Annotated in this window: 20 protein-coding genes, 2 pseudogenes and 1 riboswitch; of the genes and pseudogenes, 13 read left to right on the forward strand and 9 right to left on the reverse strand. The window is 68.9% G+C overall.

All coding sequences use genetic code 11. The annotated features are described in order from the left end of the window. Positions 1-156: 156 nt before the first annotated feature. From T336_RS0100935 to thiD, 4 genes are read right to left on the reverse strand one after another with little or no spacing between them, the layout of a single operon-like run. Positions 157-1,011 carry a class I SAM-dependent methyltransferase gene (locus T336_RS0100935; RefSeq protein ID WP_244883844.1) on the reverse strand — a complete coding sequence of 285 codons (855 nt, stop codon included), beginning with the start codon at positions 1,009-1,011 and terminating at the stop codon, positions 157-159. Between the two features lie 9 nt (positions 1,012-1,020). Further along, entirely contained in the window at positions 1,021-1,818 is a 798-nt protein-coding gene (locus T336_RS0100940) for a BMA_0021/BMA_0022 family TOMM bacteriocin (RefSeq protein WP_026431166.1), read from the reverse strand. Between the two features lie 24 nt (positions 1,819-1,842). After that, positions 1,843-5,778, reverse strand: a complete 3,936-nt coding sequence (locus tag T336_RS0100945; protein ID WP_035225064.1) for a TOMM system kinase/cyclase fusion protein — start codon at positions 5,776-5,778, stop codon at positions 1,843-1,845. Positions 5,779-5,809: 31 nt separating this feature from the next. Then, complete coding sequence (gene thiD, locus T336_RS0100950; protein ID WP_019701282.1) at positions 5,810-6,709, reverse strand: bifunctional hydroxymethylpyrimidine kinase/phosphomethylpyrimidine kinase; 900 nt, start codon at positions 6,707-6,709, stop codon at positions 5,810-5,812. A gap of 68 nt (positions 6,710-6,777) precedes the next feature. Then, positions 6,778-6,877, forward strand: a riboswitch (TPP riboswitch). Positions 6,878-6,948: 71 nt separating this feature from the next. On the opposite strand from thiD, the gene T336_RS0100955 reads away from it, so the two are divergent. From T336_RS0100955 to T336_RS0100970, 4 genes are all read left to right on the forward strand, one after another. Next, positions 6,949-8,067, forward strand: a complete 1,119-nt coding sequence (locus tag T336_RS0100955) for an FAD-dependent oxidoreductase (protein ID WP_026431168.1) — start codon at positions 6,949-6,951, stop codon at positions 8,065-8,067. Then, a complete protein-coding gene (gene thiS / locus T336_RS0100960; RefSeq protein WP_026431169.1) occupies positions 8,064-8,261 on the forward strand; it encodes a sulfur carrier protein ThiS in 198 nt (65 codons plus the stop codon). The genes T336_RS0100955 and thiS overlap by 4 nt, the downstream gene beginning before the upstream one ends. Positions 8,262-8,341: 80 nt before the next feature. Further along, the gene (locus T336_RS0100965) at positions 8,342-9,151 is read left to right on the forward strand and encodes a thiazole synthase (RefSeq protein ID WP_011796146.1); all 810 of its coding nucleotides are present in this window, start codon (positions 8,342-8,344) and stop codon (positions 9,149-9,151) included. Then, positions 9,144-10,052 (forward strand): thiamine phosphate synthase, encoded by a 909-nt coding sequence (locus T336_RS0100970; protein ID WP_026431170.1) that lies wholly within the window; start codon positions 9,144-9,146, stop codon positions 10,050-10,052. The genes T336_RS0100965 and T336_RS0100970 overlap by 8 nt, the downstream gene beginning before the upstream one ends. 21 nt (positions 10,053-10,073) lie before the next feature. On the opposite strand, the gene T336_RS0100975 is transcribed toward T336_RS0100970, so the two are convergent. Further along, positions 10,074-12,359: a hypothetical protein gene (locus T336_RS0100975; RefSeq protein WP_244883845.1), complete on the reverse strand. Its 2,286-nt coding sequence runs from the start codon at positions 12,357-12,359 to the stop codon at positions 10,074-10,076. 73 nt (positions 12,360-12,432) lie between these two features. On the opposite strand from T336_RS0100975, the gene T336_RS0100980 reads away from it, so the two are divergent. From T336_RS0100980 to T336_RS0101000, 5 genes are all read left to right on the forward strand, one after another. Then, positions 12,433-13,953 carry a 3-hydroxyacyl-CoA dehydrogenase gene (locus T336_RS0100980; RefSeq protein ID WP_026431172.1) on the forward strand — a complete coding sequence of 507 codons (1,521 nt, stop codon included), beginning with the start codon at positions 12,433-12,435 and terminating at the stop codon, positions 13,951-13,953. Positions 13,954-13,997: 44 nt separating this feature from the next. After that, positions 13,998-14,777 (forward strand): oxepin-CoA hydrolase, alternative type, encoded by a 780-nt coding sequence (locus tag T336_RS0100985; protein ID WP_026431173.1) that lies wholly within the window; start codon positions 13,998-14,000, stop codon positions 14,775-14,777. Positions 14,778-14,932: 155 nt separating this feature from the next. Beyond that, positions 14,933-15,652, forward strand: coding sequence for a Crp/Fnr family transcriptional regulator (locus tag T336_RS0100990; RefSeq protein ID WP_013594630.1), 720 nt, complete (start codon positions 14,933-14,935; stop codon positions 15,650-15,652). A gap of 49 nt (positions 15,653-15,701) precedes the next feature. Further along, a complete protein-coding gene (locus T336_RS0100995) occupies positions 15,702-16,787 on the forward strand; it encodes a phosphotransferase (protein WP_026431174.1) in 1,086 nt (361 codons plus the stop codon). Between the two features lie 74 nt (positions 16,788-16,861). Then, positions 16,862-18,136: an acyl-CoA dehydrogenase family protein gene (locus T336_RS0101000; protein ID WP_026431175.1), complete on the forward strand. Its 1,275-nt coding sequence runs from the start codon at positions 16,862-16,864 to the stop codon at positions 18,134-18,136. A 24-nt stretch (positions 18,137-18,160) separates the two neighbouring features. Here T336_RS0101000 and T336_RS26435 read toward each other — a convergent pair whose 3' ends face one another. The 4 genes and pseudogenes from T336_RS26435 to T336_RS27630 form a co-directional block, all read right to left on the reverse strand. After that, a complete protein-coding gene (locus tag T336_RS26435; protein ID WP_156957770.1) occupies positions 18,161-18,310 on the reverse strand; it encodes a hypothetical protein in 150 nt (49 codons plus the stop codon). A gap of 18 nt (positions 18,311-18,328) precedes the next feature. After that, positions 18,329-18,526: a hypothetical protein gene (locus tag T336_RS0101010; protein WP_026431176.1), complete on the reverse strand. Its 198-nt coding sequence runs from the start codon at positions 18,524-18,526 to the stop codon at positions 18,329-18,331. A gap of 18 nt (positions 18,527-18,544) precedes the next feature. After that, on the reverse strand, positions 18,545-18,856 hold the full coding sequence (locus T336_RS0101015; RefSeq protein WP_026431177.1) for an aminotransferase class V-fold PLP-dependent enzyme: 312 nt from the start codon (positions 18,854-18,856) through the stop codon (positions 18,545-18,547). A 98-nt stretch (positions 18,857-18,954) separates the two neighbouring features. Then, positions 18,955-19,170: pseudogene (locus tag T336_RS27630) on the reverse strand (helix-turn-helix domain-containing protein); the annotation flags it as partial. 224 nt (positions 19,171-19,394) lie between these two features. Between T336_RS27630 and T336_RS25815 the strand changes: the two are divergent. The 4 genes and pseudogenes from T336_RS25815 to T336_RS27275 all read left to right on the forward strand — a co-directional run. Then, positions 19,395-19,766 (forward strand): TIR domain-containing protein, encoded by a 372-nt coding sequence (locus tag T336_RS25815; protein WP_084151338.1) that lies wholly within the window; start codon positions 19,395-19,397, stop codon positions 19,764-19,766. Between the two features lie 18 nt (positions 19,767-19,784). Next, complete coding sequence (locus T336_RS25820) at positions 19,785-20,759, forward strand: caspase family protein (RefSeq protein ID WP_084151339.1); 975 nt, start codon at positions 19,785-19,787, stop codon at positions 20,757-20,759. A 21-nt stretch (positions 20,760-20,780) separates the two neighbouring features. Further along, positions 20,781-21,260, forward strand: a complete 480-nt coding sequence (locus tag T336_RS25825) for a toll/interleukin-1 receptor domain-containing protein (RefSeq protein WP_084151340.1) — start codon at positions 20,781-20,783, stop codon at positions 21,258-21,260. A gap of 94 nt (positions 21,261-21,354) precedes the next feature. Beyond that, positions 21,355-22,137, forward strand: a pseudogene (locus tag T336_RS27275) (IS5 family transposase); the annotation flags it as partial. Positions 22,138-22,169 lie beyond the last annotated feature (32 nt).

The raw sequence follows: 22,169 nt of genomic DNA on the forward strand, positions 1-22,169 counted from the left end.
CGCGGCACCGCGCGGAAGCGTGGGTGCCAGCAAGGCACGGTATGAAACCAATCCATGGGCATCCAGGGAGTATCGGGAGTGTGGCTGGCGCACGGGCGGCACCAGGGCAGGGAGGCAGGACCGCGCGTTGCGCGGGGACCGCAACCGGGGCACGGCTCAGGGGGCCTGCTCCAGGCAGGCCACGGCATAGGGCACGTGGCCATGGCGCCCGCGGAATTCATCCTCGAAACGGCGGTGCGCTTCGGAAAACAGGCCGAAGGGCTGGCATTCCTGCAGTACGCGGAAGCCCGTGCTCCCTTCCACCAGCGCGGCGGCATCGCGGAAACCGCTGACCACCGGCAGCATGGCGGGGCCCGCCTGCCAGGCGGCGATCGGGACGAAATCCGGATGCAGGTAATCGAGCACCACGCGGCAACCGCAGCCTTCGCGCCGCGCACGCGCCGCGAGCCGCTCCAGCAGGTGCCGGATGTCCGCCGGGGGCACATAGGGGGCCACGCCTTCGAGCAGCACGAGGAAGTGCCGGCCGTCCTGCCAGGGCATGGCGTCCAGCCACGCACTGTCCTGCAGGGCACCGGCCACCATCTGGCCCGGGCCTGCCGCAGCAACGGAAGGCAGCAGCAGGCGCCGCAGGGCGATGACTTCCGGCAGGTCGGCATCGATCCACCCGACACCCGGCAGGGACGGCGCGAGCCGGCCCTGCCGCGTGCAGAGACCCACGCCCAGGCTGGCCACGGCGTGGACAGGCCGCTCGGCGCAAGCCTGGAGCACCATGCGGTCGAAGGCCAGGCTGCGCACCACCACGGCCCGTACCAGCGCGGGGTCGTCCGCCGCGCGGCGCAGGTCCCAGGGGCACAGCGCCAGCAGCGGCGCGGCCCAGGGATCCCCCCATGCGGCATCGGCCTCGCGTGCCAGCGGGGACGCCCGCGCGCTCAGGGTGAGCGCCAGGGTGGCGGAGCTGCCGCGCAGGGCCTCCCAGGCCCCGGCGAGACCGGCCGCCCCTTCAGGAGGCACGGCTGGCACTCAGCAGGTGAACGGGTAGGCGCTGCCGGTGTTGTTGTACGACGTCAGCGAGATCGGCCAGAAATCGCGGGCTTCCGGTGCGTTCGGATAGTTCAGCACGATGCGGTTCTTGATCTTGCTGCCGTCCGGGTTGAGCTGGTTCCAGTGCCCCTTGCCTGCATCCCAGGTCAGCGCCTTGTTGGGCGTGAACCGGATGGAGAAGTTGAAGGGGTTGTTGTAGCCCAGCCATTGGCTCAGCAGGCCGGCGGCATCGCTGCACCGGGGGTTCAGCAGCTCGTCGCGGAACTCCTTCGACTGCCAGGCGAGCGCGATGGCACGCAGCACCACGCCGCCGAAGGCCAGCAGGGAGCCAGGGTCGCCGCCCGGAATGCCCAGGCCGGTGGGCAGTGCGCCGCCCACGATGCCCGGCGACACGTGCTCCTCGTTGCTGATGTCGGCGGTCGCGCCCATGAGCGTGGGGAACAGCTGGTAATAGCTGGCCAGCGCCTCGGCGGCCCGGTCGGAGGGCGCCTCGGGGAACACGATCTCGAAGGCGTCGTCCAGGCCGATCCAGCCCGCGGTCAGCTCGGGCTTCCACAGGGTCTGGTCGAGCGGGTTGTCGCTGCGCTCCAGGGACACGTCGAGCCAGGGCCAGATGGTCTTCAGGCCGAAGTCCCTGGCGAGTTGCGGCTGGATGTCCCTCTGCGCGAGCAGGCGGTCGCGGTAGTCGGTCTCGTACCAGGATTTGGCGATGGCGCGCAGATAGGCCAGCCGGAACTCCAGCAAGGGATCGCCGGGCTGTTGCTGAATGGAACTCATTGGAATCCTCCCCTCATCATCGGATCAACACACGAAAGCCCCGAGCTCGGGGCGCATACCCAGCAAGGACTGCAACCGCTCTTCATCGCTGGCAGTGCAGGATGCGGGATCCACATGGCGCAGGCGTGACAGCGCCTGTGCCTCCACCCGGTGTTTGCCGCCCTCCCGGGCGACCTGGACGGCCTGGCGCAGGCAGGCGGCAGCCTCGCCGGCACGCGCACCGTCCTGCATCAGGCAGTGGGCCTTCTGCAGCCACAATTCCGCAGTGTATATGCCCTCGTCCAGTTCGCGCGCGAGTTCGATGCAGTGTTCCAGCCGGCCGGCGGCATCGGCCCACTGGCCCTGCCGCGCCAGGATTTCCGCGCAGAACGCCCGGTAGTAGGTCTGGCAGTACTTGCAGCCGATGCCCCAGAGCGCCTCGATCATTCCATCGGCGCCGGCCAGGTCGCCCACCACCCAGCAGCGGATGACCTCGGCATATCCGCGGAAGGCCGGCAGGCCGTAGCGCCCGGACAGCTCGATCAGCTCATCGACCACCTGGCGGGCGCGTTCGACGTCCTGCCGACCCAGGTAGCCCAGCGCCTGGTAGAGCATGGTGATCCCCATCGAGGGGATGTGCGCGAGGGCACGGGCGCGCTCCACCGCGCGCACGCCGTCCTCGTTCGCCAGCGCATCGTGGCCGGCGCCCCAGCGGACCAGGGACCGCGCGGCCAGCGCCCACGACACGGTGTCGAAGCCCAGCTGCGCGGCATGGTGCTTCGAGGCATCTGCATGGCGCTCGTCGATGGCTTCGGAGAGGTACCGCTCCGCCTCCTCGAAGCGGCCTTCGGAATAGAACGCGAGCCCGATCCAGGTACAGGCCGCCACCAGGATGCCCGCGTCCCCCTGCCGGCGCGCCAGCTCTTCCAGCTGCAGGCTCAGGCGCATGACCTCGGCGCGGTGGCTCGCCACGTGGTGGTAGGTGAGCATGAGCCAGATGTGCTGCACGCGCAGGTCCACCGAGATGTCGCGCTCCACCAGCGCCCGGGACTGCTCGATGCGCTGCTCCACCTGGGGATGCGCCCAGCCGTACTTGTTCATCAGCGCCTGCAGCACGTAGCCATCCAGCGCGAGCCGGGGCTCCCAGCGGTCGGGCTCGTCCAGGCGGTCGATCCACTCCTCCACCGTGCGCGAGTAGGTGATGGTCTCGTCGTTCAGCGAGCGGTGCTGGGTCATGCGCAACTGGGCGAGCCCCGCCGGCACCGCGCTCGCGAAATCCCGCGCCAGCGCATAGTGGTGCGCCAGCAGGCCGGGCTCTTCGTCGCGCACGCGCGGGCGCCGCTTCAATATCACCGTGGCGACAACGCCGTGCATGTGCGAGCGCTGCGTCGCCAGCATGCTGTCGTAGGCGGCGTCGCGGATCAGCGCATGCCGGAACAGGTAATGGCCCGCGGCATCCGCCGGCATGAGCAGCCCCACGTCCACCAGGGACCGCAGGCTGTCCGCCACGTCCTGCATGCCGCAGTCCGGCAGCCACTCGGCATCGAACCGCCGTCCCCAGATCGAGGCCCAGCGCAGCACCTCGCGTGCCGGGCCCAGCTGCATGAAGCGGCTTTCCAGCGAATCGCGCAGGGTGATCGGGATGCCCTTCAGGTCGGCCTGCTCCTGGAAGTCCCACAGGCCGTCCCGCTCGACCAGGCAGGTTTCCAGCAGCGTGCGCGCCAGTTCCTGGATGAACAGCGCGACGCCGTCGGTACGGGCGACCACGTGGTCGATGACCGCCTGCGACACCTGGCGCGGCGCCAGCACGTGCCGCACCATGGACGCGGCCTCGGCCGGCCCCAGGCGGCCCACTTCCAGCCGCTGCAGCGCACCGGCCATGGGCAGGGGCGCCTCCCATTCGGGCCGGGCCGTGAGCAGCAGCATCCAGCGCTGGTCCGCCATGGCGCCCGCGAGCGCGCCCAGCCATTCCAGCGTGGCGGAATCCGCCCAGTGCAGGTCCTCGACGAACAGCAGCACCGGCGCGGAGCGCGCCTGCGTCTGCAGCCAGCGCTGGGCGGCCTCCATCAGCAGTGCCTTCTGCAGCGCGGGAGCGATGTCCACCACCTGGTGCCGGCCGACCTGCAGGGACAGCCAGACGCAGAAGATCGGCAGCACGCGCTCCACGTCGCAGCCGGCCGCGGACAGCAAGGCCGACAGGCGATCGACGACAGCGTCGTCGGGCGCCTCCGGATCGCCGCACTGCGCGCGCACCAGGGCGAGCATGGGCGCCAGGGCGCTGTTCTCCTGCTCGGGCCAGCAGGCAGTGCGCAGGACCAGTCCCTCGCACCCCTCCACCTGCGACAGGAAGGTTTCGCTCAGGCAGGATTTGCCGATGCCGGCCTCGCCGCGCACCAGCACCGCCCGCCCCCGCCCGGCGGCCGCGTCCCGCCAGCGGCGGCGCAGCGCCAGCAGCTCGCGCCACCGGCCCACGGCCTCGCGCAGCGGTTGGCGCGCGGCCTCCTCGGGCAGCATCCCGAAGGAAGGTATCTCGGAGGCGGCGCCCGGCAGGCGCACGCCGCCCTGCGGCACGAAGCGCGCATGGTGGCGCAGGCGCTGGCGCGCCGCCTCGCTCACGACCACCTGGCCGTCGGACGCCGCGGCCTCCATCCGCATGGCGATGTCCAGCGCACGGCACGGCACGACCGAACCGCTTTCGATCAGGACGGAGCCCGTGTGCAGGCCGATGCGCACCTGCCAGCGCACCTCCGGGCCAGCATCCTCTGCCGAGCGCACCAGTTCGCGGGAGATCCGGGCGGCCAGGCGGGCATCGGCCTCGGCGTGGGAGGAGTAGCCGAGCGTGACCAGGAAATGCGTCCCCAGGGTGCCGCCCAGCGTGCCGCCGCGCTGCACGGCGACGTCGATGAGGCGGCGCAGCACGCTGCGCTGGGCCATCTCCTGCCGTTCCGCGGCCTCCTCGTCGGCCGTCTCGGGCAGCTCCGAGAAATAGACGCCGCAGTACAGCAGGGTCAGCTGCCGCTTCTCTTCGTGCGGCGTGCCGAAGGCCACGGTGGGCGCGATGGCGCTCGGGCCGGCTCCCGGGCGCGTGCGCAGGATGCCCACCAGGTCGTCCAGGCGCACGGCGGCCGAGCGTTCCCAGAGCTGGCGCGCCGAGGCGGCCCGGTCCTGGCAGCGCTTGCGCAGGGCGCTGCGCAGCACCTCGGCCAGCGGATGGCCCTGGATCGCCTGGGGCAGGCTGAACTCCTGGGGCGACAGCTGCCGCTGGTAGATCTCGGCGGTGGACTCGCCCGTGACCACCTTGCCGGTCAGGCACTCCAGGAAGATCAGTCCCCAGGCATAGAGGTCGGCCTGGGGGGTCACGGCTTCGCCGCGCAACTGCTCCGGCGAGCTGTAGGCGGGCGTGCCGACATATTCGCCCTCGCGCGTGAGCTGCGTGGCCAGGGCATCGCCGAAGCCGGGCAGCAGCGTGCTGATGCCGAAATCCAGCACCTTGGCATGCGAAGTCAGCCCCGAGGCGCTGATCATGATGTTCTCGGGCTTGAGGTCGCGGTGCGTGATGCCCGCATCGTGCGCGCAGGCCATGGCGTCCAGCACCTGGAGCATGAGGCGGCCGGCCTCGGCCGCGGGCAGCGCGCCCTGGTTCTGCAGCAACTGCCGCAACGTCAGGCCCGGGACGAACTCGAACACCGCGAAGACGAACGGGCCGCACACCCCCTCGTCGAGCAGCTGCACGATGTGCGGATGGTGGAGCCGCGCGCAGGCCGCGATCTCGCGCCGGAACCGCTTGAACAGGCGCTCGTCCTCGTCGATGCGGACGAACTTCAGCACCACCTTCTGGGCGGTCTGGCGATGGGCCGCGGAAAACACGATGCCGTAGGAGCCCGTGCCGATCACGTCCTGCAGCACGTAGCGCTGCACGAGCGCGTCCTGCGCGGAGAAGGCTTCCCGGATATGCCCCGGGTCTGGAGCGCGGAGACTCATGCGCCCTCCCCCTGGCGCCGCAGGCGGCCGCTCACAGGGCCCCCCCGGTCGCGGCCGGGTCGCGGTGGATGCGCTGCGCCACGGGGGCGTGCCCATGGTCGAGCGGCCCGGCGCCGCGGCCCGTGCGCACCGGCGCCCCGGCCGTGATCGCCGCCTGCACGTAGGCATGCGCGGCAGCCACCGCTTCGCGCAGGCCGCGGCCCAGGGCCAGGTGGGCTGCGATCGCGGACGACAGCGTGCAGCCCGTGCCATGGCCATTGCGCGTCGGGATGCGTGCGGACCGCAGGCGCAGGTGCTGGGCCAGGCCCCGCACGGCCAGCACATCCACCAGCGCGTCGCCCGGCAGGTGGCCCCCCTTGAGCAGGACGGCCGGGGCGCCGAGGCCCAGCAGCTCCTGCGCCGCGGCGTCCATGGCGCCTTCGTCCTGGATCGCGCGGCCCAGCAGCATGCCGGCCTCATCGAGGTTCGGCGTCACCACCGTGGCCAGCGGAAACAGCGCCTCCACCAGCACGCGCACGGTGTCCGGCGCGATGAGGCGGTCGCCGCTGGTGGCCACCATGACGGGATCGAGCACCACATGGGGCAGCGCGTGCCGGCGGATCGCATCGGCCACCACCTCGGCCACCTCGGGGGCATGCAGCATGCCGATCTTGACGGCATCCACGCCGATGTCTTCCACCACCGCGTCGATCTGGTCCCGCAGGATGGCGGCGGGCACGCCATGGATGGAGCGCACGCCCTGCGTGTTCTGCGCGGTGATGGCCGTGATGGCGGTCATGCCGTAGCAGCCCAGGGCGGCGAAGGTCTTCAGGTCGGCCTGGATGCCCGCCCCGCCCCCGCTGTCAGACCCTGCAATGGACAGGACGCGCACGTAGCGGGATCCTTCCACGGCGGACGCCGCCGGCCGTGGTTCGAGAGGCTTGGAATTCATGGCAAAAATTATGGCGCATGCGCGATATCAAATACGCTTTCCGCAACGCTGTGCTGTAATTCAGGCAACGGACGAAACAGGGGTGCCGCGCCCGCCGGGCGCGGCTGAGAGAGACCCTCGGCACCCGATCCAGGTCATGCTGGCGTGGGGAGTTTCGACGGTGGACCGCCGCCTGTTCTCCGTGCCGCGCCTTGGCGCGCAAGCGCCCGACCGACGAGAACCGCATCCACCGCCCGCCCATGACCGCCCTGCTGTCCCCGCATTCCTCCATCGCCATCCTGGGCGCCGGCCTGATGGGCCGGCTGCTGGCCGCCGAGCTGGCGCGTCAGGGGCACGCCGTGGAGGTGTACGAGGCCCAGGGCCCCGACGCCCAGGGTGCCGCCGCCCGCATCGCCGCCGCCATGCTCGCGCCGCTGGCGGAATCCGCCATCACCGAAGCCGGCGTGGTCCGCATGGGGCACCATGCCCTGTCGCGCTGGCCCCAGCTGCTGGCCAGCCTCGAGTGGCCCGTGTTCTTCCAGCAGGAGGGCACCCTCATCCTCTGGCACCGCCAGGATGCCGCCGAGGCCGCCCGGCTGCGCGGCGTGCTGGAGCGCACGGCCCGCACCGTGCCCGAGCTGCCGGCCCTGCAGGTGCTGGACGGCAGGGAATTGCAGGAGGCGGAGCCCGCCCTCCAGGGGCAGCGCTTCCACCAGGGCCTGTACCTGCCCGGCGAGGGCCAGCTCGACAACCGGCAACTGCTTGCGGCCCTGGAGCACGCCATGCGCGCCCGCGGCGTCCGGGTGCACTGGCACACCCCCCGCGCGCCGGAAGATTTCACGCCGGGCGCGCCCGGCCAGCCCGACTGGGTGCTGGACTGCCGGGGCCTGGGCGCCCGGGCGCAGTGGTCCGAACTGCGCGGAGTGCGCGGCGAGGTGGTCCGGCTGCACGCCCCCGGCGTGGCGCTGCGCCGGCCCACCCGGCTGGTGCATCCGCGCTACCCCATCTATATCGCCCCCAAAGAGGACCACATCTTCGTGATCGGCGCCACCGAGATCGAATCGGACGACCTCTCGCCCGCGAGCGTGCGCTCCACCCTGGAACTGCTGAGCGCGGCCTATGCCGTGCACCCCGGCTTCGCCGAGGCGCGCATCCTCGAGATCGCCACCCAGTGCCGCCCCACCCTGCCCGACAACCTGCCCGCGGTGCGGCGCGCCGCGCCGCGCGTGCTGCAGGTGAATGGCCTGTACCGGCACGGCTTCATGATTTCCCCGGCCATCCTGGACGTGGTGATGGAATGCCTGAACGAAGGACAATCCCCCCTCGCCTCCCGCTTCGACCTGGCGCTGGACCTCGAGCCCGCCGCCGCACTGCCATGAACGTCGTCATCAACCAGAAAGCCACCGAACTGCCCGAGGGCGCCACCGTGGCCCATGCCATCGCGGCGGTCGCCGCCCGCCCGCCCTTCGCGGTGGCCGTGAACACCGTGTTCGTTCCCCAGGCCCGCCATGCCGGGCACGCGCTGCACCCCGGCGACCGGGTGGAGATCATCGCGCCCGTGACGGGCGGCTGACCCTCGGCCACCGCACCCGACCGCCCGACCGCCTTCGCCGGCCACGCTGGCTCCCGCCTTCTCCCCCTTCGACATCCGCCATGCCCGACACCGCATCCGATGACGCCCTGGTCCTCTACGGCCAGCGCTTCGCCAGCCGGCTCCTGCTGGGAACCGCCCGCTATCCCTCGCCCAGCGTGCTGGAGGCCGCCGTGCGGCGTGCCCGCCCGGCCATGGTGACCGCCTCGCTGCGGCGCCAGGGCAGCAATCCCGCAGAGGCCGGCAGCGGCTTCTGGGAGCTGCTGCGCCGGCTCGACGTGCCGGTGCTGCCGAACACCGCCGGCTGCCACAGCATTCAGGAGGCCGTCACCACCGCCCAGATGGCCCGCGAGGTCTTCGGCACGCCCTGGATCAAGCTGGAGCTGATCGGCGACGACTACACGCTGCAGCCCGACACGCTGAACCTCGTGGAGGCCGCCTCGCAGTTGGTGCGCGACGGCTTCCACGTGCTGCCCTACTGCACCGAAGACCTCGTGCTCTGCCAGCGCCTGGTGGATGTGGGCTGCCAGGCCGTCATGCCCTGGGCCGCGCCCATCGGCACCGGCCGCGGCCCCGTCAACCCGTACGCGCTGCGCACGCTGCGCGAGCGGCTGGACGTGCCCCTGCTCGTGGATGCGGGCCTGGGCCTGCCGTCCCATGCCTGCCAGGTGATGGAGTGGGGCTACGACGGCGTGCTGCTCAACACCGCCGTGGCCCTGGCGCAGGACCCGGTGGCCATGGCCGGCGCCTTCGCCGACGCGGTGCAGGCCGGACGCACCGCCCGGCAGGCCGGCGCCATGTCCGCGCAGGACGCGGCCCAGCCGAGCACCCCCGTGCTCGGCACCCCTTTCTGGCACCACGACCATGGCTGAAGATTCCACCATCGAGGCGATGGCCGATGCCATCGTGCAGGCCCACGCGGCGGCCTTCGCCGGCTTCCCTGCCCAGCCCGCGCCTGCCCCCGCGTGCGCCGGAGCTGCCTATGGCGCCGCCCTGCGCGCCTGCAGCCAGCTCGGCTTCATCGCCGTGGACGCCGACTGCCTCGCGCGCGCCTGGCAGGCCCGGACGGACCGCACGGGCCATTTCGACGCAGCGCATTGGCCCGACGAGCCCGTGGACTTCGGCCTGCAGCCCCGCCCCCATACACGCCCCTTCGCCCCCTGCCCGGACAGGCTCGGCCTGTACGCCGTGCTGCCCGATGCCCGCTGGGTGGGCCGCATGGCCCGGGCCGGCGTGCCGACGGTGCAGCTGCGCTTCAAGTCGGAAGACGGCGCGGCCGTTGAACGCGAAGTGCGGGCCGCAGTGGAGGCGGTGCGGGGCACCTCCGCCCTGCTCTTCATCAACGACCACTGGCAGGCCGCCATCGATGCCGGTGCCTATGGCGTCCACCTGGGACAGGAAGACCTCGATGCCCTGCCCCCCGGATCGCTGGAGACGCTGCGCGCCTCCGGATTGCGGCTCGGGGTGAGCACGCACGGGTACGCCGAGATGGTGCGCGCCGACGCGGCGGCGCCCAGCTACGTGGCCATGGGCGCGGTCTTCCCCACCACACTCAAGAAGATGGCGACCGTGCCCCAGGGGCTGGCCCGCCTCGCGGGCTATGCACGGCTCATGCGCGGCTACCCGCAGGTGGCCATCGGCGGGATCGGCGCGGAGCAGTTCGCAGAGGTGCTCGCGACCGGCGTCGGATCGGTCGCCGTGGTGCGCGCGCTGGTGAACGCCCCCGATCCGGAGGCCGCGGCGCACGACCTCATGCAGCGCATGGGGCAGTAGGCCGGCCCCACCGGCACCGCATCAGCCCTTGGGCGTGCGGTTCTTGCGCTCGAACTCGTCCAGTTCCAGGCGCAACTCCATCTTTTCGTCCATCCCGAAGCCCACCGACTGGCCGGGCGCGGGCGGCGGCGTCACGGGCACCGGCGGCAGGTCGCTGAGCGTGAGGTGGGGCGGATCGGACAGGTCGATGTCCAGCATCGCGTCCGGGTCCTCGTGCAGGGGAGACGGCGCGGTGGACGGGGCCCGCGGCAGCGGCGCGGGCAGCGACTCCCAGGTCAGGCCGGCCGAGAGCGTGTCGAACGAACGCAGTTCCTCCTCGGGCTCGGCGCTGGCGGCACGGACCGGCGCAGCGGCAGCCTGCACTTCTTCGGCGGGGATCTCGTTGGGCGTGGTGCGCAGGCGCGGAGGCGCCGGGCCGCGGGCACTGGCGGGCGTGGTCTGGGCGATGGCCAGCAGCAGCAGCAGATCGTCGAAGGCCGCCAGGTCGAACTGCGTGGCCTTGGGCGCGTCGGCCTGGCGGAACAGGAACCCCTCGATCACCCCGAGCACGGCCGGCGAGGACCATTCGGCCTCGATCGCCGCCAGGGCGTCGGGAAAGCCCTGCAGGGTCTTGCCGCTGCGGTGGAAATTGCCGAACTCGGGAACCGAGACGTTGAACTGCGCGCAAAACTGCTCGCGCAGCTGGTGGAAGCCTTCCACGCGGCCGAGCGTGTGGTAGAGCCGAAGCAGTTCCAGGTAGGCGAACGCCGAGGTGTCCCCGTGGGCGGCGATGTGCTGCCGGAGCACGGCGATGGCCTGGTCGTGCTCGCCCACCGAAACGAAGAATTCCGCCTGCTGCTGGATGTCGAACAGGTCTTCGGGCTGCGGCCCTGCCATGCGGGGCATCGCGGCGGGCACGGGCGGCGCCAACGGTGCCGGCGCCACGACGGGGGCAGGCGCGGGCACGGCCGGTGCGGGCTCGGGCTCGGGAACCAGCGGCGCATTGCGCGTCATCACCGGCCCCTCGACCAGCACTGCGCTGGAAAGAGAGTCCGCGAACGCGGGAAGGTGGAAACTGTCGCGCGTGGCCGGGGCGGCTGCCGGCACGGGGGCCGGGGGCTCGGCCGGTACCGGCGGCACCCTGGCCGCGGACGCCGAAGCCCGGCTGGGCATCACGGGCAGCCGCTTCGGACGGGCTGCGGGCGCATCCGCCTGCGGCCGGGTCGCCAGCGCAGAGCCGTCCGGCACCAGCGGCTCGCCGCCGGGCTCCCGGGGCTGGCTGCTGGCCGCGACCGCCTCGGTCCAGGCGGAGGCCGCTGCCCTGCGGGCGCGGCCCCACAGCCAGGCGGCCAGCAAGGCCAGCAGCAACAGCAGGCCCGCCAGCACATAGACCAGGACGGCCGGGAAGCGCTCGGACTCGGCGCTGTCCAGGCGTTGCCGCAGGTCGGCCGCCGCGGCGCGCTCGGATGCGGCGCGCGCTCGCTCGGTCGCCACGGCCCCTTCGAGCTGCGCGACCTGGCCGGCCGCGCGCTGTACATCTTCCACCGGGGTGTTGAGAGCCTTCCACAGCGCCGCGGCCTGCGCGCGCTGCTCGGGGGAGGTGGTCTCCGCGGCAGGGGCCAGTTCGGCCGACTGGCGCAGCGGCAGCGGGCCGTCCAGCCAGACATCCAGGGGCTCCATCACCAGCCGGGCACGCTCGGCCGCGGGCGATGCGGCGGCCGCGGGTGCCGGTTTCAGCGCGCGGCTGGGCGGCCGGGGTGCGGCGGAAGGCGCAGCAGCCTGGCGGCTGGCGCGCGGGGCCGAGGACGGCGCGGCGCCGGAGGCGGTTGCCCGGGGACCCCGCCCGCCCATGCCCTGGGCAGCGGCAGCACCGGCCGCCGATCCCGTGGCGGAAGCACCCGCTCCGGCCAGCCGGCCAATGTCCACCGGGCCGGACGGTGACGCCGCGGCCACCGCTTCGGGCAACTGCGCGAGGAAGGTGTAGCGGCGGGTCACTCCGCCGCTGCAGCCGGCGGAGACCGCGGCGGTGACGACCGGCTCGTCCGCCGTGATGAATGCACGCACACGCACGGCAGGGTTCCGGCCGCCGGTGGCAGGAACCGGGGTGACCTGCACCTTGGAGTCCGGCACGACCGTGTCCCCGGACATGAGGCGCACCCGCACGCAGGAAGACTCGACATCGCTGCCCGGATCGGGTTGCACGTCGAACACGAGGTCTACCGGCGCACCCAGCACCACCGTGCCATGGCTGGCGCCCAGCGACAACGCCGACGCCCCCGTGGCCAGGGCGGAAAGACTTGCTCCGAGTATCGCGTTACTTATCTTCACAATAGTTGCATTCTTATTCGGTTCATTCTTGCACATAAAGCCGCCTCCTCCCTCACCGCCATAATCGCGCTCCATGACCAACCCCTTCCCTATCGTAGGCATCATAGGCACGGGCGCCATGGGCCAGGGCATCGCCCAGGTGGCGGCGCAGGCCGGCAGCCAGGTGCTGCTGCTCGACAACCGGCCGGGCGCGGCCGACGCCGCGCAACGCAACATCCAGCAGCAGTGGGAACGCCTCGCCGCCAAGGGCCGCATCTCCGGCGACGAGGCCGCGGCGCTGGCCGGCCGGCTGGCTCCGGCCGCCGAACTGCAGGACCTCGCCGGGTGCCACCTCATCATAGAAGCGATCGTGGAGCGCCTGGACGCCAAACAGGCGCTTTTTAGCGAACTCGAACGCATCGTCCCGCAGGCGGCGGTGCTTGCCACCAACACTTCCTCGCTGTCCGTGACGGCCATCGGCGCGGCGCTGAAGCATCCGGAGCGCCTGGCGGGCTTCCATTTCTTCAACCCCGTCCCGCTCATGAAGGTGGTGGAGGTCATCGCCGGCCTGAAGACCGACCCGGCGGTGTGCGACCGGCTCTCCGGACTCGCCCGCGCCATGGGCCACACCCCGGTACGCGCGCAGGACACGCCCGGATTCATCGTCAACCACGCCGGGCGCGGCTTCGGCACGGAGGCGCTGCGCATCGTCAGCGAGGGCGTGGCCGACTTCGCCACGGTGGACCGCATCCTGCGCGACCAGGTCGGGTTCCGCCTGGGTCCGTTCGAGCTGATGGACCTGACCGCGCTCGACGTCTCGCAGCCGGTCATGGAATCCGTTTATCGGCAGTATTACGAAGAGCCTCGGTACCGCCCCAGCGCCCTGGCCGCGCAGCGCCTCGCCGCCGGCCTGCTCGGCCGCAAGACCGGCGAAGGCTTCTACCGCTACGTGGACGGGCAGGCGCAGGTGCCGGCCGAGCCGCCCGCGCCCACGGTCGCGGAGATCCCGCCCGTGTGGGTGTCGTCGCGCGCCGCGCGGCGGGCCGAGGTGTTCCAACTGCTCAAGGACCTGGGCGCCCGGATCGAGACCGGCACGTCCCCGTCGCCGCAGGCGATCTCCCTCGTGGCGCCGCTGGGCTTCGACATCACCACCGTGGCCGTGGTCGAACGGCTGGACCCGGCGCGCACCATCGGCATCGACATGCTGGTGGAGGACGCCGCCACCCACCGCCGCGTGCTGGCCACCAACCCCGCCACGCGCATCGACATCCGCGATGCCGCGCATGCCCTCTTCGCGCGCGACGGCAAGGCCGTGAGCGTGATCCGCGACAGCGGCGGTTTCGTGACGCAGCGCGTGGTGGCGACGATCGTGAACATCGCCAGCGACATCTGCCAGCAGGGCATCTGCAGCCCCGCGGACCTGGAATCGGCCGTCACGCTGGGCCTGGGCTATCCCCTGGGGCCGCTGGCCATGGGCAACCGCTGGGGCCCGGCGAACATGCTGGAAGTGCTGTTCAACCTGCAGACGGTGTATGGCGACCCGCGCTACCGTCCCAGCCCCTGGCTGCGCCGCCGCGGCGCGATCGGGCTGAGCCTGCTCCACGAAGAAGCCTGACGACCGCCCCGCCCTCCACTGCCAGCCGCCCGGAACCCACCCCCATGCCCGCAAGACTCGAGAGCACCAGCCACGGCCAGACCCTCGTGCTGACCATCCACAACCCGGAGATGCGCAACGCGCTCGATTTCGGCATCTATGCGGCCGGCGTGGAAGCGCTCAACGGCGCCGAGCGCACGGCCGAAGTGCGCTCGGTCGTCATCACCGGTGCCGGAGGACACTTCTGCGCAGGCGGCGACCTGAAAGGCCTCCAGGCGCTCCGGCAACAGGACGCCGAGGCACAGGGCCGTGCCGTGGAAGGGCTGCACCACTGGATCGAGGCCATCCGCACCTACCCCAAGCCGGTCATCGCCGCGGTGGAGGGTGCCGCCGCGGGCGCCGGATTCTCGCTGGCGCTGGCCTGCGACATGGTGGTGGCCGCGCGCGATGCCGTCTTCGTGATGGCCTACGCGGGCATCGGCCTGTCGCCGGACGGCGGCGCAAGCTGGAGCCTCGCGCAGGCGCTGCCGCGCCAGCTTGCCGCCGAACTGCTGCTGTGCGGCGAGCGCATCGGCGCGGAACGCCTGCATGCGCTGGGCGTGGTCAACCGGCTGGCGCGCCCCCAGGAGGCACTGGCCTGCGCGCTCGCCCTGGCCGAAACGCTCAATGCCCGCGCGCCCAACGCCATCGCCGGCACCAAGGAACTGCTCTCCGAAGCGCCCCTGCACACGCTGGCCCGGCAGCTGGAGAAAGAGCGCGACCAGTTGGTGCGCAACCTGCAGCATCCGAACGCCGGCGAAGGCATCGCCGCCTTCCTGGACAAGCGCACGCCGCGCTATCGCTGAACGCGGCCCGGCCTGGCCCTGCCCTCGACGCTGCCCGCGCCGCACGGCGCGGGCGCGCGCAGACACGCGCGCGACATCCCCGGGCCCGCGGCCGCCGGGCGACCCGGTCCCGCGGGCGACAATGCTCCCGCTTCCAGTCACGCAAAAGACAGACCATGGACGACCCCATTCTTACCATCGAAGAACGAGAGGCGATCAATACCGGTCGCTGGTTTTCCTCCCTTTCCCCTTCGCTGCGGCACGACATACTCCGATGCGCCTACGTCAAACGCTTCAAGGATGGCGGCCTGATCGCCGCCCGCGGCGATCCGCCCGAGGAGTGGATCGCCTGCGCGAAGGGCGCCGTGCGCGTGAGCTCCACGTCGATCTCCGGCAAGCAGATCACGCTGACGTATGTCGAGCCGGGCATCTGGTTCGGCGACGTGTCGATCTTCGACGGGGACCGGCGCACGCACGATGCCTACGCGCACGGGGACACCACCATCCTCTGCGTGGCCAAGGCGGATTTCCGCAAGATCCTGGCCACGCATGTGGAGTTCTACGAAGCGATGCTGCGCCTGCATGCGCGGCGCATCCGCCAGCTCTACGGCCTGGTGGAAGACCTCAACACCCTGCCGCTGCGCGCGCGGCTGGCCAAGCAGCTGCTGCACCTCGTGCGCAGCTACGGCATCCCCAGCCTGTCGCAGGGCGACGAGATCCGCATCGGCCTGCAGCTGGCGCAGGAAGAACTGGCGCAGCTGCTGGGTGCATCGCGCCAGCGCGTGAACCAGGAGCTGAAGGCCATGGAGCGCGAGGACGCCATCCGCATCGAGCCGGGCGGCCTCGTCGTGCGCGACCGTGACGTCCTGATGCGCATCGCCGAAGCCGACCACTGACGCCAACCTCCCTGCCGCCCAAGCACCACCTGCCACGGAACCACCGCCCATGCCCTCTTACGAACACTTCACCGGCACCCGCCCCGTTTCCGAGCAGCATGCATTCGACACGAATGCCCTCTCGGCCTGGATGGCGGAGCATGTGGAAGGCTTCGAGGGCCCGCTGGCGGTGGAGATGTTCAAGGGCGGGCAGTCCAACCCCACCTTCAAGCTGAACACGCCCGCGCGCAGCTACGTGATGCGCGCCAAGCCCGGCCCGGTGGCGAAGCTGCTGCCCTCCGCCCATGCCGTGGAGCGCGAGTTCCAGGTGATGGGCGGGCTGGCCGGCACCGGCGTGCCGGTGCCGCGCATGTTCGCGCTGTGCGAGGACGAATCCGTGATCGGGCGCGCCTTCTACATCATGGAGTTCCTGCAGGGCCGCGTGATGTGGGACCAGGCCCTGCCGGACATGGACCCTGCCGGGCGCGGGGCCATCTACGACGAGATGAACCGCGTGATCGCGGCCCTGCACACAGTGCCCTTCGCCGAGCGCGGCCTCGCGGGCTACGGCAAGCCGGGCAACTACTTCGAGCGGCAGATCGGCCGCTGGAGCAAACAGTACGTGGCCTCCATCACGCAGCCCATCGAGGCCATGGACCGGCTCATGGAGTGGCTGCCGGCCCACATGCCCGCCAGCGCGCGCGACGAAAGCCGCGTCTCCATCGTGCACGGCGACTTCCGGCTCGACAACCTGATGTTCCACCCCACCGAGCCGCGCGTGATCGCCGTGCTCGACTGGGAGCTCTCCACCCTCGGTCACCCGCTCGCGGATTTCAGCTACCACTGCATGGCCTGGCACATCCCGCCCGGCATGTTCCGCGGCATCGGCGGCCTGGACCACGCCGCGCTGGGCATCCCCACCGAAGACGAATACATCCGCCGCTACTGCGAGCGCACCGGCTTCGGCACGCCCGAGGCGCTGCGCGCGGACTGGAACTTCTACCTCGCCTACAACCTGTTCCGCCTCGCCTCCATCCTGCAGGGCATCGCCAAGCGCGTGGAGGACGGCACCGCGTCCAGCGCGCAGGCGCGCGCCTCGGGCGAAGGCGCCCGGCCGCTGGCCGAGATGGCCTGGGGCTTCGCGCAGCGCATGTAGGCGCCGGCAGGCCCGTTCCGCTGCCCACCTTTTCCGCGCACCCGCGCGGCCCGATTTCAACCGGAGACACCGCGATGGATTTCGACTACTCCCCCAAGACCCGTGACCTGCAGGCGCGCCTGCTGAAGTTCATGGACGAGCATATCTACCCGTCCGAAGCCGCCTACACCGCGGAACTGGCCGCCAACACGGCCGCCGGCCGGCGCTGGACAGCGCTCGACACCATCGAGAAGCTGAAACCCAAAGCCCGTGCGGCCGGCCTCTGGAACCTGTTCCTGCCCGTCGATTCCGCCGCCGCCTCGGGCTACGAAGGCGCCGGGCTCACCAACCAGGAATACGCACCGCTCGCCGAGATCATGGGCCGCGTGCCCTGGGCCAGCGAGGTGTTCAACTGCTCCGCGCCCGACACCGGCAACATGGAAACCATCGCCCGCTACGGCAGCGAGGAGAACAAGGCCCGCTGGCTGCGCCCGCTGCTGGAAGGCGAGATCCGCTCGGCCTTCGCCATGACCGAGCCCGACGTGGCCTCCAGCGACGCGACCAATATCTCGACCCGCATCGAGCGCGATGGAGATGAGTACGTCATCAACGGCCGCAAGTGGTGGATCTCCGGCGCGGCCGATCCGCGCTGCAAGGTCTTCATCACCATGGGCAAGAGCGACCCCGAGGCGCCGAAGCACTCGCAGCAGAGCATGGTCCTGGTGCCCGCGGACACGCCCGGCATCCGCATCCTGCGCCCGCTCAACGTGCTGGGCTACGACGACGCACCCCACGGCCACGTCGAGATGGTGTTCGAGAACGTGCGCGTGCCGGCCAGCAACATCCTGCTCGGCGAAGGCCGCGGCTTCGAGATCGCCCAGGGCCGCCTGGGCCCCGGCCGCATCCACCACTGCATGCGCCTGATCGGCCTGGCCGAGCGCGCGCTGGAACTGATGTGCCGCCGCGCATCCTCGCGCGTCGCCTTCGGCAAGACCGTGGCCCAGCAGACCGTGACGCAGGAGCGCATCGCCGAGGCCCGCTGCAAGATCGACATGGCCCGCCTGCTCACGCTCAAGGCCGCGTGGCTCATGGACGTGGCCGGCAACAAGGTCGCCAAGACCGAGATCGCGATGATCAAGGTGGTGGCGCCGAGCATGGCCTGCCAGGTGATCGACTGGGCCATGCAGGTGCACGGCGGCGGCGGCATGTGCGACGACTTCCCGCTGGCCTATGCCTATGCGGGTGCGCGTACCCTGCGCTTCGCCGACGGCCCGGACGAAGTGCACCGCAACGCCATCGCGAAGTGGGAGCTGGGCAAGTATTCGGAATACGGCCGGGGAGCCGAGGTGCCGGTCACGCGCGGCTGCTGAGTTGCCGCGGGGGAAGTGGCGGCGTCACGCGGGCCGGACTTCGGCCCGCAGCGCTGCCGCCAGCCGCTCCATGTCCGATTCGCGGGTGTAGAGGGCTGGCGCCACCCGCACGCACGGACCCTGCGCCAGGCCCGCGCGCGCCACCGTCAGCACTTCGTACCTGTCGCGCAACATGGCCGCGAAGGTATTCGCCTAGGCCGCTGTGGTCATGCCCGGCATCCACAAGGCGGTGATGCCGCCGCTCACGCCCGGCTCTTCGGGCTTCAGGACCTGCACCCCAAGCAGCTTGCGCGCTTGCACCACCCCCAGGTCGCGCAGGTGGCGCAACCGCGAGGCCTTCCGGCGTGCCAATCTGGCGGTGCAGACGCAGCGCCGCAGCAGCGCATCCATGGCGTACCGCGCAGAGTCTTACTCCAGGTCCGCATAGAGCGCTGTGTCGTCAGGTGACAGCCGCAAGTAGTTGCCGATGAGCAGCTGCAGCGCCTCAGTCGCGCCGCGCGTGAGCGCCACTTCGGCCACATCGAACCCCGCCGCCGCGGCTACCGCCTCGCGCGCTGCCCGCCAGTCGGGCACTATGCGGTTGCGCGCGTAATCGGTGTTCTCGCGGGTCACCCGGACCGTCCACTGCAAATACGCCTCCAGCACCGGCCGCGCCATCACGCCCCAGTAGCCATTCTCCAGGTTGGACAGACGGGTATCGATGTCATACAGGCTTCGCACGGCGTCCCGGTACCCGGTGTCGGTGGCTGCTGGGTCGCGGGGGATTGGGAGTTCCGACCAGTTGGTTGCCCGGTCTGTGGCGAGGCAGTCGAAAGACGAGGACGCGCTGCGTCGCGGCGGGCCTGGCAGACAGCCTGGGCCGGCCGCGAGGCATAACCACCACCAGGGGTGCTGTTGCGTGCCAGCTCACAGCATACGGTGCTGGGGCTGCACCCGAGCAGTTGGGTGATAGCCCGCCTGCTCCATCCCTGCGGGACAAGCGAGGCCAGCGTGAGGCATTCTTCGGGCTCTAAGTGCGAGTATCGCGAAGTCATCTGTGCAAGTTACCTGAGGTCCAGGCGTTGCACTTCAGGTTTGAGACCGCCAGATCTCTGTTACATTGAATCAGAAGGGAACCTCTCAAAACCCCATCCCGGGCACATCGTGCTCTTAAAAATCCAACGAGTTACGGCGCTCCAGCCCGCGAATTCGAAGGTTTTGAGAGGTTCCTAGAAGTACGCAATTGACTCCCAACAACATTTCGACAAGAGAGGATCACATGGCAGACAAGAAAACTATTTTTATTGCATTCGCAATTGAAGACGAAAGGCAGCGAGACTTTTTGAAGGGTCAATCACTCCTTACAAACTCTCCATTCGAATACATAGATATGTCAGTAAAAGAAGCCTATGCATCGGAATGGAAAGACAAAGTCCGCACCCGAATTCGCCGATCTGACGGCGTAATCGCCCTGATTAGCAAAAACTCCTTAGCATCAAGCGGCCAGAAATGGGAAATTGCTTGCGCGCGGGAGGAGGGAAAGAAAGTCCTAGGTATTTGGGCCTATTCCGATGATCGAACAAAGATTGATGGCGTAAATACCGTCGTATGGACATGGGATGCCATCAAAAACTTTATTGATGGACTTTGACGCACGGGGAATGAAGTTATGCGCATAGCTCTTGTAGTCGGCATAAATTACTACGAGCATGGCGGCTCTTTGTATGGGTGTGTCGATGATGCCCATGCAGTGCAAGCTGTCCTCGCTCGCCATGGAGATGGATCGGTCAACTTCGATTGCAAAATGTTCACGGGGACAGGCCCCATGGATCGCGTTGAACGATCTTTATTAAAAGATCGTGTTGAAGAACTTTTCAAAGCCCATTCCGATATTGCACTTTTTTATTTCGCTGGCCACGGACACATAGAGGCAACCGGAGGATATTTGCTGGCAACGGATTCTCGCCGTGGCGACGAAGGGCTATCGCTCTCCGAAGTCTTGGTAATGGCAAATAAATCACCAGCACGTAACAAAATAATCATCCTCGACAGTTGCCACTCAGGAATCGCCGGAACTCCCCCGGCCGTTAGTGAGCTTGCCACTTTATCCGAGGGCTTGACGATTCTTACTGCCTCAACGGCCGACCAGTATGCAACGGAAGAAAATGGCAGAGGAGTATTCACAACGCTACTGGTAGATGCTCTTCACGGGGGAGCAGCCAATCTCACTGGTGACATTACCCCAGGCAGCATCTATGCGCATGTTGACCAATCCCTGGGAGCGTGGGAGCAGCGTCCGATTTTTAAAACTAACGTCCGGCAATTTGTTTCGCTTCGGAAGGTTAACCCGCCTATTTCCCTCGATGATCTCAGGCGCATAACGGAGTTTTTCCCTCGACGGGGTTATGAATATAAGCTCGATCCGACATTCGAGCCTGAATTGAAGGGGCGAGACCCTGGCATGCCCCCTCCAGATTCCGAAAATACGCGAAAGTTCGCGCTGCTACAGCGATATAATCGCCTCAACTTGGTGGTACCTGTGGCTGCCCCGCATATGTGGCACGCCGCCATGCAAAGCAAGTCCTGCAAATTAACAGTGCTAGGCGAACATTATCGACTCCTTGCTGAAAAGCAACGCTTATAGGGTTTATTGAGAGGATTAGCAATGAAAATATTTCTATCCCACCAACAGACTGACTCGGCGTTAGCATTGAGGATACAAGGCTATCTAAAAAATAATCATAATATTGATTGCTATCTCGATGTCATTGATCCTGGATTTAAAAACGGCGAAGACATTGCAGCACATGTCAGAAAGGAACTCGGTAAATGCACGCAACTTCTGGCCGTCGTTTCTGATGCAACCAAGACGTCTTGGTGGGTGCCTTGGGAAATAGGTGTTGCAACAGAGAAGGATTTTCCTCTTGCGACATTTGGAGGAAATACTGAGCTTCCAGAATACTTAAAGAAATGGCCGTATCTCAAAAGTACTTCTGACTTGGATAAGTATGCTGAGGCTTCTAAAGATGCATCAAAAAGTGTGGTAACAGCAGGCGTGGAGTCAGCTTCGTCCAGATCTGCTGTATTCAGAGGCGATGCGACCAAGCACTTTTATAAAACATTACGCACAAAGCTTGGGCAGTGAATTGGGAGGCACAAAGCCCCCCTTACTGAGGGAAGGTCTGCAAAACCCGATCGCTGACTGGCGCGAGAAGTGAGCGGCAGGCAAGATGGCGAGCATGACGCAAGAGCAGCAGCAGATGCTGGGGTTCGATCCACTGCCCAAGAAGACTCGCAAGGAGATCTTCCTTGAAGAGATGAACCGGGTGGTGCCGTGGGCGGCGCTGGTGGCGCTGGTGGCGCTGATCCAGCCGCATGCGCGCGGCGCGCACCAGGCACTGGGTGGACACTCTCCATTCGCCGTGGAAACGATGCGGCGCATCCACTGCCTGCAACTGTGGTGGAACCTGAGCGACCCGGCCATGGAGGAAGAACTGCACGAACGCCCGCTGTACCGGGAGTTCGCAGGGCTCTCGGGGCGGGCGCGGTTGCCGGACGAGACGACGATCCTGCGGTTTCGCCACCTGCTGGAGAAGAAGCAGTTGGCCCCGGAGATCCTCGCCACGATCAACGCCCATCTGGCCGCGCAAGGGCTCATGCTCAAGACCGGCACGCTGGTGGATGCCACGCTGATTGCCGCGCCCAGCTCGACCAGGAACGCCGAGGGCGAGCGCGACCCGGAGATGCATCAGACCAGGAAGAGCAACCAGTGGCAATTCGGGATGAAGGCACACATCGGCGTGGATGCAGAGTCGGGCCTGGTGCATACGGTCATCGGCACGGCGGCCAACGTCAGCGACGTCACCCAGGCCGCACAACTGCTGCGCGGGCAGGAGCAGGATGCCTTTGGCGACGCGGGCTATCAGGGCGTGGGCAAGCGGCCCGCAGCCCGGGGCCTGAAGGTGAACTGGCACATTGCCACGTGCCCGGGCAAACGTGCCGCGCTGGACAGGAGCAGACCACGCCCGCCGACGAGCAGGAGCGCGCGCAGGTG

It is taken from the genome of Paracidovorax oryzae ATCC 19882 (assembly GCF_000687165.1).
Taxonomy (GTDB): domain Bacteria; phylum Pseudomonadota; class Gammaproteobacteria; order Burkholderiales; family Burkholderiaceae_C; genus Paracidovorax; species Paracidovorax oryzae.